Raw genomic sequence first — 15237 nt, 5'->3', positions numbered from 1 at the left:
ATTAATTCATTTATTTTGCGTAATAAACTGCACGAACCATTCTAAAAAAACCTTGTAAGTCTTTTCTGATCTCTATATTTAAAAATCCCATTTTTTTTAAAAAATTAATAATATCCAAATAAATAAATTGGTTTATTTCAAAATAAATATAAACGATTCCAGTAAGTCTTTTTTTTATCCAAAAAGAAATTGATTGATAAAAAATCAAAGGGGTCTCATCAGGAACAAATAAAGCTTTGTAAGGCTCGTATTGAAGAATGTTTGGATGTAGGATTTTTTTTTCAGATAATTTTACATAAGGAGGATTACTTACGATAATGTGAACATAATTTTTATTTCTTTTTATAAGGGGATCTATTTCTTCTTTTAAGATATCCATATTTTTTAGCGAAATTTTCACATTATGTAATTTTGCGTTTTTCTTAGCTATGTCAAGAACTTCTTGATCAAAATCTATAGCATGAATATTTACAATTTCAGGTTTTTTCTTTTTTAAAGAAATACTAATGCATCCACTTCCTGTTCCAATATCAAATACTTGAATATAAGCATCATGATGATGATGGAAATTTTTTTTATAATCTTGTAAAATCCAATATACTAATTCTTCTGTTTCTTGTCTTGGAATGAATACTTTTTCATTAACAATAAATTTCATTCCAAAAAAGTAGGTATGTCCAATTACATATTGTATAGGTCTATTTTTTTTTAATTCCCATAATTTTTTTATTAATTTATCGTAAGTAACAAAATCAATTTGTTCTTTTCTACTTAATCGTAATAATATAGTTATTTTATCACATTGAAAAATATGAGTAGTGAGTAAAAAAAATATATTTTCTAATTCTTTAGGTTCTGGATATAAATTTTGAAGAGTTTTTTGAAAAATACGGTAAAATTTGTCAAAAGATTCCATATTAATGAAATGAAATTAAAATAATGAAAATTTTCAAAAAAATACTTATTTTAAATTAATACATATATATATAATCTTTTCGTTTTTTATGTTAGATTTAGATGATGATACCATTGCTGCTTTAGCAACTCCTATTGGATATAGTGCTGTTTCCGTTATTCGTATTTCTGGAAAGAAATCTATATCTACTGTTGAAAATGTTTTTATTTCTATTAAACCTGGAAAAAAACTGGAAAATCAATTGACCCATACGATTCATTTAGGATATATTGTATCGGAAAATCATAATTTATTAGATCAAGTTTTAGTTTCTATTTTTAAATCTCCTTTTTCTTATACAGGAGAGAATATGATAGAGATTTCTTGTCATGGATCTTATTATATTCAACAGCATATTTTGCAATTACTGATTAGAAAAGGAATACGTTTAGCTCGTCCTGGAGAATTTACATTTCGTGCTTTTATAAATAAAAAATTGGATTTATCACAAGCGGAAGCAATCGCTGATTTGATTGTATCTGAAAATAAAGTCTATCATGAAATCTCTTTGCAACAAATTAAAGGAACATTATCTAATACTATTAAGTGTTTAAGAAAAAAATTGTTGGATTTTGTCTCTTTACTAGAATTGGAATTGGATTTTGATGAAGAGGATGTAATTTTTTCTAAAAGATCAGATCTTTTTTCTTTTTTGCAAGAACTAGAAGAGATCTTAAAAAATTTGATTGAATCTTTTTCGTTAGGAAATGCTATAAAAAAAGGAATTTATGTAGTTATTATTGGAGAACCTAATGTAGGAAAATCTACTTTTTTTAATCAGGTAATTCAGGAAAACCGTTCCATTATATCTCATATAGAAGGAACAACCAGGGATTGTGTAAAAGGAGAGATAATTTTAAATGGAATTCTTTTTCATTTTTGGGATACAGCTGGAATTAGAAAAACCCAAGATCCTATAGAAGTTATGGGAATGGAAAAAACTATGAAAAAAATAGAAGAATCTCAAGTCATATTCTATATTTTTGATTCTTCGAATAAAAAAGAACAAAAAATGATTAGTAATAATATTCAAAAAATTTATAAAAAATATCCATTAAAAAATATTTTTGTTATAGCGAATAAATCAGATATATCTTTTTGTCATGGTATTGAAAATTTTAAGTCAAAAATTCCTTATTTTTTTGAAATTTCTTCAAAAAATTCTCATGAAGTTAAAAATGTACTTAACGCTTTGAGTTCTTTATTTTTAGATAAATTAAAAGAACAAAAAATAGTAGTGACACAATACAGACATTATGAAGCTTTGAAACTATCATTAAAAGAACTATCATTGGCTCATCATGCTTTTCATAAAGGATTTTCGATAGATTTAATTTCAATATATATTAAAGAGGCTTTACGGTATTTAGGAGAGATAACGGGAGAAATCACAAGTGAAGATATACTCCAAAATATTTTTTCAAAATTTTGCATCGGAAAATAAAATTGATAAATTATGTTACAACAAGATTCTGTAAGAGTTCGTTTTGCTCCTAGTCCTACAGGACCACTTCATTTAGGTGGAATCAGAACAGCATTATATAATTATCTTTTCGCTAAAAAACATGGTGGAAAATTCATCTTGAGAATAGAAGATACTGATAGAAAAAGATTTATTGAGAATTCTGAATCATATATTTTGGAAACATTAAAATGGTGTCACATAGAACCTGACGAAGGGGTAGGATATGGAGGCCCTTATTTTCCTTATTATCAATCTAAAAGAATAAATATTTATCGTTTATATATCAATAAATTATTAAAAAAAGGAAATGCTTATTATGCTTTTGATACAGATCAAGATCTTGATAAAAAAAGAAAAGAATATAATCATCGTGGGTTAACTTTTTCTTATAATTCTAGAATTAGAATGAAATTAAATAATTCTTTAAGTATGACAAAAGAACAATTACATGATAAATTACGATCTTGTTCTTATGTCGTTCGATTTAAAATAGAACCTGGAAAAAAATTGAAAATGTATGATATCATACGTGGAAATATAATAGTTGACACAGATCACTTAGACGATAAAATTTTATTAAAATCGGATGGAGGAGTTACTTATCATTTAGCTAATACAATAGATGATTTTTTAATGAAAATTACTCATGTAATTAGAGGAGAAGAATGGATTCCATCTATGTCTTTGCATGTATTGTTATATAAATCTTTGGGGTGGACGCCTCCTCATTTTGCGCATTTACCTTTGATTTTAAAAAATGATGGAAGAGGAAAAATTAGTAAAAGAAATACAGATAGTTTTAATTTTCCTATATATCCTATACAATGGAAAAATCCAAAAACAAAAACTATCATACCAGGATATAGGGAATTAGGTTATTTTCCAGAAGCATTTGTGAATATGTTAGCTTTATTAGGATGGAATCCTGGAGGCGAAAGGGAGGTTTTTTCTTTACAAGAATTAATAAATTTATTTTCTTTAGAAAAAATAAAGAAATCCGGTGTTTTTTTTGATATCAAAAAAGCAAATTGGTTCAATAAAAAATATTTAAATGAAAAAAAAGAAAAAATATTTTCATTTCTTTTCGAAAAAATCAAAACACGTTCTATTTTATGCAAAAAAGATTATTTATGGAAAGTGATCTATTTAACAATAAATCGGATTCATTTTATTCATGAAATATGGGAACATTCTTTTTATTTTTTTATTTCTCCTAGTTCTTATGACGTTCATTTTTTTAATAAAATTTGTCATGAAAATACTATTTCTCAATTGGAAAATGCTAAAATTTTATTATATAAAATCAATGCATTTACGTCTTTCAATTTGAAATTTTTATTTCAAAAAACAAAAAATAAACATCAAATCATGCAATTATTTCGTTTAGCTTTAGTGGGATTTCTAAAAGGAATTGATATTTTCATTATTTTTGAAATGATTGGAAAAAAAGAAAGCATGCAACGGATAGAAAAACTAATCAATCAAATTAAAGAAAAAATTTAGAATGTTTTTGAAAAAAGAACATAAAAATATAGATTTACATTTTCGTAAAAAAAATTCAATGTTTAAACATTATGAAAATATTATAGTAATTACTCCTATATTATCTGATGAGCAAGCAAAAAAAACAGCAAAAGAATATGAAAACTATATTATCAAAAAAAAAGGAAAAATCGTCCATCAGGAACATTGGGGTTTAAAAAAACTAGCTTATTCCATTCAAAAAAAACAAAGCGGTTGTTTTCATTTATTTGAATTTTTGTTAAATTCTAATTTAGTTTCTGATTTGGAATTAAAATTAAGACAAGATGAACGTATCTTACGTTTTTTAACTGTAAAATTAAATAAATATGGAATAGAATATGCTGAAAAAAGAAGGAAAAAATTTTTAAAAAAAGATGAAAAATTATGATTTTAGAGGAAAGCCATCAACATGAAAAAAAAACAGTAGATAATGAATTAAGATATTTATCTCCTATAAAAATAGAAACTAAAGTAGAAAAAAAATATTGTTTTTTTGAAAAAAATAATATTAAATATATAGATTATAAAGATCCTATGTTTTTAATAAAATTTCTGAATGCACAAGGAAAAATTTTACCTCGTCGTATTACAGGTACTTTACAAAAGTATCAGAATAAATTAAATGCAGCTATTAAAAGATGTAGGCAAATTGGACTTTTACCTTTTGTTACAGATGATTTAAGATAAATATGAAAATTCTCCTAAAAAAAGACATAGAAAATTTAGGGTTTCAATATGATGAATTAGATGTAAAACCTGGTTATGCTAGAAACTATCTCATTCCTAAAGGATATGCTGTTTTAGCACTGCCTGGAACTATAAAAAATACTCATGAAATATTGAAACAACGTTCGAAAAAAGAACATTTTTTAATTAAACAATCGAAAGAAATAGAAGATAAATTAAGAAAATTAACTATTAAAATACCAGTAAAGGTAGGTAAAGGAGGAAAATTTTTTGGTTCGATTAATAATCAATACCTTATGAAAATTTTGAATAAAGAAGGAATTTTTATAGATAAAAGATTTATTAGAATTCCTGGAAATAAAGTTATTAAAACAATAGGAAGACATCAGGCAAAAATACGATTACATCTAAAACGAGAATTTACGTTAAATTTTGAAGTATTATCATCTTCTTCCCAATAAAGTATTATATATTAAAAATAAATTTAGAAATATTATGATGATGGTAATCAACCAAGATGATATTTTTAAAATCGCACCATTGACAAATGGCCCCATTTTTTTAGAATCGCCTGTAAAGTTAACTAATGGAACAATAGCAAAACTTAGTTGAATTGATAAAATAATTTGACTAATTATTAATAATTTCGCTGTTCCTTTTTCTCCATAAACAATAGAGGCAATCATAGCAGGAACAATAGCTATAAGTCTCGTTATTAATCTTCGAATCCAAGGTTTAAATTTTATATTAAGAAACCCTTCCATTACTATTTGTCCAGCTAGAGTTCCAGTTAATGTTGAATTTTGACCTGATGCTAGTAAAGCTAATGCAAAAAAAATTCCAGATAGACTAGAACCTAATATAGGAATTAAAAGTTTGTGTGCATCCATAATATCTGCAATTTCTGTATATCCACTTTTATGAAAAGTAGCTGCCGATATGATTAATATCGATGCATTGATAAAAAAAGCTAAAGACAACGATAAGGTACTGTCTATAGTCGCATATTTTATAGCCATTTTTTTTCCTTCAATAGTCCGTGGGTAATCTCTAGTTTGTATAATACTGGAATGAAGATAGAGATTATGAGGCATGACTGTTGCTCCTAATATTCCTATAGAGATATAAAAAGAATGCGAATTTTTTATAATTTCAGGATTGGGAATAATTCCTTTTAATATGAGAAAAATTTCAGGTTTTGAACTAATAATTTCAAAACTAAAACAAATTAAAATTGTAAAAATTAAAGCTGCTACTACACTTTCAATATATCTAAACCCTTTATATTGGAAAAATAGAATAATAAAAACATCTATAACTGTAATTAATACACCCCATGTCATAGGAATTCCGAAAAGTAATTTTAAGGCTAATACAGAACCAATAATTTCAGCTAAATCACAAGCTGCAATAGCTATTTCACATAAAATCCATAATAGAAAACTAATCAAGGGTGAATAATGATCTCTACAAGCTTGTGCTAAATCTCTTTCACAAACAATTCCTAATTTTAAAGCCAAATATTGCAAAATAATAGCGAAAAAATTGGATATAAAAATAACGGATAAAAGCATATAACCAAATTGAGCCCCTCCAGAAATATCTGTAGCCCAATTTCCTGGATCCATATATCCTACAGCAATTAATAAACCTGGACCAGTAAAAGCAAAAAGTTTTTTCCATATTCCTTTTTGTTTAGGAACAGAAACGGAAGAAAAAACTTCCGAAAGAGAAGGGCGTTTGTTTTCATTCCTCCATCCTATAGAAGATTTTTTATTTTGCATAATAAAATAGAATAGTAGAAATATAAAAAAATAAAGTTAACCGTTTTCTTCTTTTTGGTGTGTCTATTCATATTGGATCATTTTCATTGTGAAAAAATTGTAAAAAATAGAATAATTTTTTATATTTGTTTCATATTTTTTCGCTCTACTGATGGGGTTTTCCATCTTTTTTTTTGTTTCATGAAAAAAATAGCGATACAAGGGGTTAAAGGGTGTTTTCATCATGCAGCTGTTTCCAAATATTTTGAAGGATGTAATTATAAGTTAATGGAATGTTCTTCTTTTAGGGAATTGGCTGTTTCTGTTGCAGAATCTAACGTAGATATTGGAGTTATGGCGATAGAAAATACCATAGCGGGAACAATATTGACGAATTACAGTCTTTTATCTGAATATAAACTAAAAATAGTGGGAGAGGTGTATATGCTAATCCAACATCATCTTATGGCTTATCCCGGACAAAATATAGAAGATATTAAGGAGATATATTCTCATTATATGGCAATTTTACAATGTAAATCGTTCATAGAAACACATCCTTACATAAAAATATCCGAATATTCGGATACAGCTTCGGCAGCTAAATATATTTCTATATACAAAAAGAAAGGGTTAGCCGCGATCGCGTCTGAAAATGCAGCTCAAGAATATGGGCTGGAGATCATTTTTAATAATATACAAACTATTAAAAGTAATTTTACCAGATTTTTCATTATTAAAAATTATTCTAAACAAAAGAATGATTCTTTCAATAAAGCTTCATTAAAATTTAATATATTGCATACTACTGGTAGTTTATCTCAGATATTGAGTCTTATATCTAGTCTTGGAATTAACATGACGAAAATACAATCCATTCCTATTATACAAAGACCTTGGGAATATTCATTTTATGTGGATATTATATTCAATAATATAAGAGATTATGAAAAAATGAAAAAAAAAATACAAAAAATTCCTTGTCTTTATCAATTGTCTATTATGGGGGAATATAAAAATGGTAGAATTAGATCCTAATGATTGTAGAAGCAAAAAGAACGCATCAAATATCGGAATATTTTTTTTCAGAAAAAATGAAGGAAATTAAAAATCTTAAAAAAAATGGATTGAATATCATTAATTTAGGAATTGGAAATCCTGATCTTTTTCCTCCATATGGTGTCATACAAAAAATGAAACAAGCGTCAGAATTAAAGAATGCTAATACTTATCAAAGTTACATTGGGATAGATGCATTACGAAATGCTATTTCTAATTGGTATAAAAAAGTATATCAAGTCGATGTCGATCCTGAAAATGAAATTTTACCATTAATGGGTTCTAAAGAAGGAATTATGCATATAAGTATGTCTTATTTAGATAAAGGAGACGAGGTTTTAATTCCAGATCCTGGATATCCTACTTATTCCTCTATATCAAAACTTTTGGAAGCAAAAATCGTTTATTATGATCTTTATGAAAATGAAAATTGGATTCCTAATTTGGAAAAATTATCAAAGGCAAAAATAATGTGGATAAATTACCCTCATATGCCTACGGGGGCAACGATTTCTTTTGAAGAATTAGAAAAAATTGTTTTTTTTGCGAAAAAAAATCATGTATTACTCGTTCATGATAATCCTTATAGTTTGATATTGAATGAGGAACGTTCTTTCAGTATTTTTAATATAAAAGGAGCTAAAGATATAGCTTTGGAATTGAATTCTCTAAGTAAAAATTATAATATGCCTGGATGGCGTGTTGGAATGGTCATAGGAAAAAAAAAATTTATTCATAATATATTGAAAATAAAAAGTCAAATGGATTCTGGTATGTATTATCCCATCCAAATTGGAGCTATAGAAGCCATGAATCATGATTTAAAATGGATTGAAGGCCTTAATATAGAATATTTTAAACGAAGAAAAATTCTATGGGATATATGTGATTTTTTCAATTTAAAATATGAAAAAAATAGTTCTGGAATATTTGTTTGGGCAAAAATAACTGACTCAGAAAATAATGATCAAATATGGTCAGAACAGTTCCTAAAAAATTATCACATATTTGTGACACCTGGAAGAGTGTTTGGTCATAATGGGAAAGGATATGTAAGGTTTTCTATGTGTTGTCCAATAAATATTTTGGAAGAGGCAAAAAATAGAATTTTTTCATGAATATCATTGGAATAATAGGATTAGGATTGATTGGAGGGTCTATTGGTTTAGGATTGAAAAAATCAAATTTTGGAGATAGATTTATAGGAACAGATTCTAATCAAGAAAATGCTTTACATGCTGTAAAACTTGGAATCGTAGATGAGATAATTCCTTTACAAGATCTTATCTTGCAATCTTCAGTTATTGTTTTATCTATTCCTGTAGATGGAATAGAAAAAATACTTCCAAGTATTTTGAATAAAATCAGTACGGATACAGTCATTTTAGACACTGGATCTACAAAATATCCTATTTGTAATAGGATTTCTTCTCATCCTAAAAGAAATCGTTTTGTAGCGACACATCCGATTGCAGGAATTGAAAATTCTGGACCTATTTCAGCTGATTCTGATTTGTTTTATCAAAAAAAATGCATTATTTGTGATTCTGAATTTAGTGCTCCAGATGCAATATCGGTTGTTAATAAAATCTATTCTATGATGAAAATGCGTATGATTTATATGACTTCTCAAGAACATGATTTATATATTGCTTATATCTCTCATTTACCTCATGTAGTTTCCTTCGCTTTAGCTAATACAGTTTTAAAAAAATTTAAAAATAAAAAAAAATTTTTTCATAATATGATGGGAAGTGGATTAGATTCAACTACACGTTTAGCGAAAAGTAAGCCTGAAACATGGTTACCTATTTTTATTTCGAATAAAGAAAATCTGATTCAATCTATAGATTTTTATATTGATTGTTTAAATAAATTTCGTAATCATTTAATAGACCAAAAACTTTATAAAATAGATCAATATATGAAAAAAGCAAACGACATAAAAGATAAAAAATATGTGTAAATTAGATGTATTGTGATGGATAAATTAAATAATAATATCGACAGAACTTGGATTGATGCATGGAATCATCCTTTCATTATATCTGGTCCTTGTAGTGCAGAAAGTGAACGACAAATATTAGAAACAGCCAAAAGATTGAATTCTTCCTATGTTCAAGGATTTAGAGCTGGAATATGGAAACCTAGAACAAAACCCAATAATTTTGAAGGAGTTGGAAAGGAGGGGTTAGAATGGCTACGTAAAGTTAAAAAGAGTACGGGATTAATGGTAGCTACAGAGATAGCAAATGCAGAACATGTAAAATTAGCCATTTCTTTTGGAATAGATATCCTTTGGATAGGAGCTAGGAGCACGTCGAGTCCTTTTATCATTCAAGAAATAGCGGATGCTTTGGAAGAAGAAAATAATAAAATTATTTTAGTGAAAAACCCAATTCATCCTGATATAGAATTATGGATAGGAGCTTTAGAACGTTTATCGGGGAAAGGAATTAGAAAATTAGGCGTCATACACCGTGGTTTCTACACCTATAAAAATTCAAGATATCGTAATCAACCTAATTGGAATCTTTTATTAAATTTTAGGAGGCTTCTTCCTAAAATTCCTATTCTATGTGATCCTTCACATATTTGTGGAAATAAAGAAGGAATTTTGGATATAGCAAAAAAAGCTTATCATTTTCAATATGAAGGATTAATGATAGAAAGTCATTGTGATCCTAATCAGGCTTGGAGCGATGCTAAACAACAAATCACTCCAGAAAATCTTTTTGAAATGTTAAAACAATTAACATATATCGAAAAATGTGATCAAAAAAGTCAAAAACATTTATTAGATTCTTTCAGAATTTTAATCGATGAACTAGATGAAAATCTTATTACGCTTTTAGCAGAGAGAATGAACATTTCAAAAAAATTAGGAACATTGAAAAAATCTTCAGATATTGCTATCCTTCAACCTAATAGATGGAAAGATATTATGAAAAAATCTATGAATTTTGGTAAAAAATTAGGGATTTCTGAAAAATTTCTTGAAGAATTTTTTCAGTTGTTACATCAAGAATCTGTTAAAATTCAAAATCAAATCCAATAATAATAAATATACTTATTAGTCCTTCCTAAAAATGGCTTATTTATTTACCAGCGAATCTGTTTCAGAAGGTCATCCTGATAAGATTTCAGATCAAATATCTGATTCTATATTAGATCATTTTTTAGCATTTGATCCAGATGCAAAAGTCGCTATAGAAACTTTAGTCACCACGGGACAAATCATATTAGCTGGAGAAGTTAATTCTAAGACTTGGGTTAATGTTCAAAAAATAGCTCGCGCTATTCTCAGAAAAATAGGATATAATAAAAATGAATATAGATTCAATGCAGATTCTTGTGGAGTTCTTTCTTCTATTCAAGAACAATCTTTGGATCTATTGGAAGGAATTCAAAAATCAAAAAAAGAAGAACAAGGATCTGGAGATCAATGTTTTGTTTTTGGTTATGCTGTAAAAGAAACAGAAAATTATATGCCACTATCATTAGAAATTTCACATCATATATTAAGGGAACTTTCATTTCTTAGAAATGAAGGAGAAAAAATGACCTATTTACGTCCAGATGCAAAATCTCAAGTAACTTTAAAATATTCTAACGATAATATCCCAGTACATATTCATACTATTGTTATTTCAACTCAACATGATGAATTTGATACGAAAGAAAGAATGCATAAACGTATAGTTGATGATATCAAGAATATTCTTATACCAAGAGTAATGAATAATATAAAAAATGGTAAAAAATTATTTACGGATAAAACAAAATATTATATTAATTCAACAGGAAAATTTGTTACAGGAGGACCTCATGGGGATACTGGGGTTACTGGAAGAAAGATTATAGTAGATACTTATGGAGGAAGAGGATCTCATGGAGGAGGGGCTTTTTCTGGAAAAGACCCATCTAAAATGGATAGAGCTGGAGCTTATGCTGCTAGACATATAGCAAAAAACTTAGTAGCATCAGGAATTTCAGATGAATTGTTAATACAAATAGCTTATGCGGCAGGAATTTCAGCTCCTATAGGAATTTTCGTTAATACTTATGGTAAATCAAAAATAGATAATGAAAACATAGCGTTGAATGTAAAAAAAATTTTTGATTTACGTCCTTATGCTATAGAAAAAAGATTAAAATTACGCCAGCCAATGTATGAAGAAACATCCGTATATGGACATATGGGAAGGACGCCAAAAAAAGTAGATAAGTATTTCTTGGATATAGAAGGAAAACAAAAAAAACAAAAAGTAGAACTCTTCACATGGGAAAAATTGGATTATTTATCCATTATAAAGGATATATTTCATATTTCAAAAAATAGGTATTTTTAGTTAAAAATTTTAACTATGTCTTACAATCTACTAAAAGGAAAAAAAGGAATTATATTTGGAGCTTTAGATGAAAATTCTATTGCTTGGAAAGTAGCAGAACGTGCTTATGAAGAAAAAGCGTCTTTTGTATTAACCAACACTCCTATCTCTTTAAGAATAGGCAAAATTTATGAATTATCTCATAAAACGAAATCTATTCTAATTCCAGCAGATGCCACTTCCATACAAGATCTAAATATTTTATTTGAAAAAACATTAGATCATTTTGGAGGAAAAATAGATTTTTTATTACATTCCATAGCTATGTCCATAAATATACGGAAAGGTTTAACTTACCCTTCTTTAAATTATGAATTTCTGAGAAAAGGATGGGAAATATCTGCTGTATCTTTTCATAAGATTATGCAAACAGCTTGGAATAAAAAAGCGATGAATAAATGGGGTTCTATTGTGGCTATAACATATATTGCTTCTCAACGAATTTTTCCACATTATGGTGATATGTCAGATTATAAATCTTATTTAGAAAGTATAACACGTAATTTTGGTTATCATTGGGGAATCAAAGAAAAAGTAAGGGTCAATACTGTATCACAGTCTCCTAGTATCACACGAGCAGCAAAAGCAATTAAAGGATTTGATCAACTTTTAACATTATCTGACAAAATATCTCCGTTAGGAAATGCTTCCGCACAAGATTGCGCTAATTATATAATTACACTTTTTTCAGATTTAACAAGAAAAGTAACCATGCAGAATTTATATCATGATGGAGGTTTTTCTCATACTGGAATTAGTGAAACTATGATTTCATAAAATCAAGATCCAAATAGACTTATTATAAAAATTTTAATAACTAACTAATCTTAGTTTACTTTTAATAATTTTAATAAAAATATGAGAAAAATTATAGCTCCATCCTTACTTTCATCCAATTTAGCTTTTTTATATCGTGATATAGAAATGTTGAATAAAAGTGAGGCAGACTGGTTTCATATAGATATAATGGATTCTTCTTTTGTTTCCAATATTTCTTTTGGGTTTTTATTTACCAAATATGTAAAAAAATATGCACATAAACCTATGGATGTACATTTAATGATATTGCAACCGGAACAATATATAGAACAGTTAAAAGCTTGTGGAGCTGATCATTTACATATTCATTATGAAGCTTGCATTCATTTAAACAAAACAATTTTTTCTATTAAAAAAAATGGAATGAAAGTAGGTGTAGCTGTGAATCCACATACTCCAGTTTTTCTTTTACAAGATATTATCAATGATATAGATTTTGTTTTATTGATGAGTGTAAACCCTGGTTATAGCGGACAAAAATTCATTCAAAAAACATATCAAAAATTAGAAGATATTAAGAATTTAATCTTAAAAACAGATTCTTCCGCTCTTATAGAAGTAGATGGAGGAATAAATTTAGAAAATTCTTCTTTATTATTTCAAAATGGAGCAGATATATTAGTGGTAGGAACTACTATTTTTTCGGATTCTAATCCAAAAGAAATTATTCATAGAATGAAATTAGGATATTAAATATTATTATGATCTCTAAAGAAACTATAAAAAAAATACTTTCTGTTTCTTGTATAGAAGATGTGATTGGAAATTTTGTAGAATTAAAAAAAAGCGGGGTTAATTATAGAGGATTAAGTCCTTTTTCTAATGAAAAAATACCTTCTTTTATAGTTTCTTCTACAAAAAAAATATGGAAAGATTTTAGCTCTGGAAAAGGAGGTAATCTTATAACTTTTCTTATGGAACATGAACGTTTTACTTATGAGGAATCATTACGTTTTCTTGCTAAGAAATATGATATCAAAATTGATGATATAAATAATAATAATCAAGAAAAAGAAAAAGAATATGAAAAATTATACTTAATACAAGATTATGCAAAACGTTTTTTTATTTATCAATTACATTATACAAAAGAAGGACAAAAAAATGGATTGAATTATTTTATTCATAAAAGGGGGTTTAATATAAAAATTATTCAAAAATTCGAATTGGGTTATGCACCGATTTCTTGGAAATTACTTACGATAAGCGTATTAAAACAAGGATTTAAAATACGGGATATAAAAAAATCAGGAATAACGGTTTTTAAAAAATCCAATTATTTTTTTGATTGTTTTCGTCAACGTGTAATGTTTCCAATACATAATTTATCAGGAAAAGTTATAGGTTTTGGAGGTAGGAATATTGATACTATATCTTCCACTAAATATAAATATGTCAATTCATCAGAAAGCAATATCTTTCAAAAAAGTAAAATTTTGTATGGCTTGTTTCAAGCTAAAAAAAATATTCTAAAAGAAAATTTTTGTTATTTAGTAGAAGGATATACAGATGTTATTTCTTTACATCAGTATGGAATTAAGAATGTCGTTTCTTCTTCTGGTATTTCACTTACCGTATCTCAAATACTATTGATCAAAAAATTTACAAAAAATATTGTTCTTTTTTATGATGGAGATCGTTCTGGGATTAAAGCCTCTTTAAGAGGAATTAATATGATGCTAGAACAAGGAATAAATTTACGTATATTATTTATTTCTAATGGAGAAGATCCAGATTTGATATCCAAAAAATATTCTTTTTCTCAATTTAGAGATTTTGTAGCAAAAAATAGTTACAACTTTATTTCTTTTAAGCAAAAAATATATGAAAAATTTCATAAAAATGATCCCATAAAAAAATCATTTTTAGTGAAAAACATTTTGAATAGTATTTCAAAAATTCCCAATGCTCTTCAAAAGGAATTATACCTACAAGAAGCTTCCAAAGTACTAAATATTCGTAAAAAAATTTTGATTTCTGAATTGAAAGAAATCAACGAAAAATACGTACAGAAATCTAGTACAGTTCAAGTTAAGAAAGAATCAACGTTTTTTTTAAAAAAAAATACTTTTCTTCTTATTGAAGAAGAATTGATTCAGTTAATTTTAAATCATGGAAATCAAATCATAAAAAGAAAAAACAATACAACAATTTTAGAAGAAGTATTGCGTATTTTTAAATACTGGAATTTCCGTTTTTCTTTGAAAAAAAATCAAGATATTTTCTATCAAATTTGCTTACAAAGCAAAAAAAAAAATTTATCTCAATTTTTGGATAAAAAAAAACCAAAATTTTATTATTCATTATCTAAATGGGATAAAAAAGGAATACAAATTCCTTCCAAAAAAGAGAGGATGAATCAATACATTAATGATGTTTTATTGAGATGTAAATCCTTATTTATTTCTAAATTGATTCAAAAAGAAATCATGCATTACAAGAATGATCTAAAAAAAAATAAGGATAAAAAATCTTTCATAAAAAAAATTATGCATTTAACAAATATAAAAAATGAACTTCATAAAAAGTTACATAGATATGTGTGATTCTTTTTTTTACAGAAAAAATTATTTT

Annotated in this window: 15 protein-coding genes; 13 read left to right on the top strand and 2 right to left on the bottom strand. The window is 26.7% G+C overall.

What is annotated here, in order from left to right:
* Positions 1-10 precede the first annotated feature (10 nt).
* Complete coding sequence (locus STAT_RS01545) at positions 11-916, bottom strand: N5-glutamine methyltransferase family protein (RefSeq protein WP_119305511.1); 906 nt, start codon at positions 914-916, stop codon at positions 11-13.
* Between the two features lie 88 nt (positions 917-1004).
* Between STAT_RS01545 and mnmE the strand changes: the two genes are divergently transcribed.
* Genes mnmE through rplI form a run of 5 tightly spaced genes read left to right on the top strand, consistent with a single transcriptional unit; the run spans position 1005 to position 5092 of the window.
* Positions 1005-2399, top strand: coding sequence for a tRNA uridine-5-carboxymethylaminomethyl(34) synthesis GTPase MnmE (mnmE, locus tag STAT_RS01540; RefSeq protein ID WP_119305510.1), 1395 nt, complete (start codon positions 1005-1007; stop codon positions 2397-2399).
* Between the two features lie 12 nt (positions 2400-2411).
* On the top strand, positions 2412-3923 hold the full coding sequence (gltX, locus tag STAT_RS01535) for a glutamate--tRNA ligase (RefSeq protein WP_119305509.1): 1512 nt from the start codon (positions 2412-2414) through the stop codon (positions 3921-3923).
* Positions 3924-3981: 58 nt separating this feature from the next.
* On the top strand, positions 3982-4332 hold the full coding sequence (rpsF, locus tag STAT_RS01530; protein ID WP_119305836.1) for a 30S ribosomal protein S6: 351 nt from the start codon (positions 3982-3984) through the stop codon (positions 4330-4332).
* On the top strand, positions 4329-4631 hold the full coding sequence (rpsR, locus tag STAT_RS01525; RefSeq protein WP_119305508.1) for a 30S ribosomal protein S18: 303 nt from the start codon (positions 4329-4331) through the stop codon (positions 4629-4631). The genes rpsF and rpsR overlap by 4 nt, the downstream gene beginning before the upstream one ends.
* Before the next feature lie 2 nt (positions 4632-4633).
* On the top strand, positions 4634-5092 hold the full coding sequence (rplI, locus tag STAT_RS01520) for a 50S ribosomal protein L9 (RefSeq protein WP_119305507.1): 459 nt from the start codon (positions 4634-4636) through the stop codon (positions 5090-5092).
* On the opposite strand, the gene STAT_RS01515 is transcribed toward rplI, so the two are convergent.
* Positions 5075-6415: an Nramp family divalent metal transporter gene (locus tag STAT_RS01515; RefSeq protein ID WP_119305506.1), complete on the bottom strand. Its 1341-nt coding sequence runs from the start codon at positions 6413-6415 to the stop codon at positions 5075-5077. The genes rplI and STAT_RS01515 overlap by 18 nt on opposite strands.
* A 180-nt stretch (positions 6416-6595) precedes the next feature.
* On the opposite strand from STAT_RS01515, the gene STAT_RS01510 reads away from it, so the two are divergent.
* From STAT_RS01510 to dnaG, 8 genes are all read left to right on the top strand, one after another.
* Positions 6596-7432, top strand: coding sequence for a prephenate dehydratase (locus tag STAT_RS01510; protein WP_119305835.1), 837 nt, complete (start codon positions 6596-6598; stop codon positions 7430-7432).
* Positions 7432-8571: a pyridoxal phosphate-dependent aminotransferase gene (locus tag STAT_RS01505; protein WP_119305505.1), complete on the top strand. Its 1140-nt coding sequence runs from the start codon at positions 7432-7434 to the stop codon at positions 8569-8571. The genes STAT_RS01510 and STAT_RS01505 overlap by 1 nt, the downstream gene beginning before the upstream one ends.
* Complete coding sequence (locus STAT_RS01500; protein WP_119305504.1) at positions 8568-9419, top strand: prephenate dehydrogenase; 852 nt, start codon at positions 8568-8570, stop codon at positions 9417-9419. Before STAT_RS01505 ends, STAT_RS01500 begins: the two co-directional genes overlap by 4 nt.
* A 15-nt stretch (positions 9420-9434) precedes the next feature.
* A complete protein-coding gene (locus STAT_RS01495) occupies positions 9435-10511 on the top strand; it encodes a bifunctional 3-deoxy-7-phosphoheptulonate synthase/chorismate mutase type II (protein WP_172548536.1) in 1077 nt (358 codons plus the stop codon).
* A gap of 31 nt (positions 10512-10542) precedes the next feature.
* Positions 10543-11805 (top strand): methionine adenosyltransferase, encoded by a 1263-nt coding sequence (metK, locus tag STAT_RS01490; protein ID WP_119305502.1) that lies wholly within the window; start codon positions 10543-10545, stop codon positions 11803-11805.
* Between the two features lie 15 nt (positions 11806-11820).
* Complete coding sequence (locus STAT_RS01485; RefSeq protein WP_119305501.1) at positions 11821-12621, top strand: enoyl-ACP reductase FabI; 801 nt, start codon at positions 11821-11823, stop codon at positions 12619-12621.
* Between the two features lie 81 nt (positions 12622-12702).
* Complete coding sequence (gene rpe / locus STAT_RS01480; protein ID WP_119305500.1) at positions 12703-13356, top strand: ribulose-phosphate 3-epimerase; 654 nt, start codon at positions 12703-12705, stop codon at positions 13354-13356.
* Between the two features lie 8 nt (positions 13357-13364).
* Positions 13365-15209 (top strand): DNA primase, encoded by a 1845-nt coding sequence (dnaG, locus tag STAT_RS01475; RefSeq protein ID WP_119305499.1) that lies wholly within the window; start codon positions 13365-13367, stop codon positions 15207-15209.
* The last annotated feature ends 28 nt before the right edge of the window (positions 15210-15237 follow it).

The organism is Blattabacterium cuenoti STAT (assembly GCF_003573915.1).
GTDB classification, from domain to species: domain Bacteria; phylum Bacteroidota; class Bacteroidia; order Flavobacteriales; family Blattabacteriaceae; genus Blattabacterium; species Blattabacterium cuenoti_A.
This window is presented reverse-complemented; position numbering and strand designations above follow the sequence as displayed.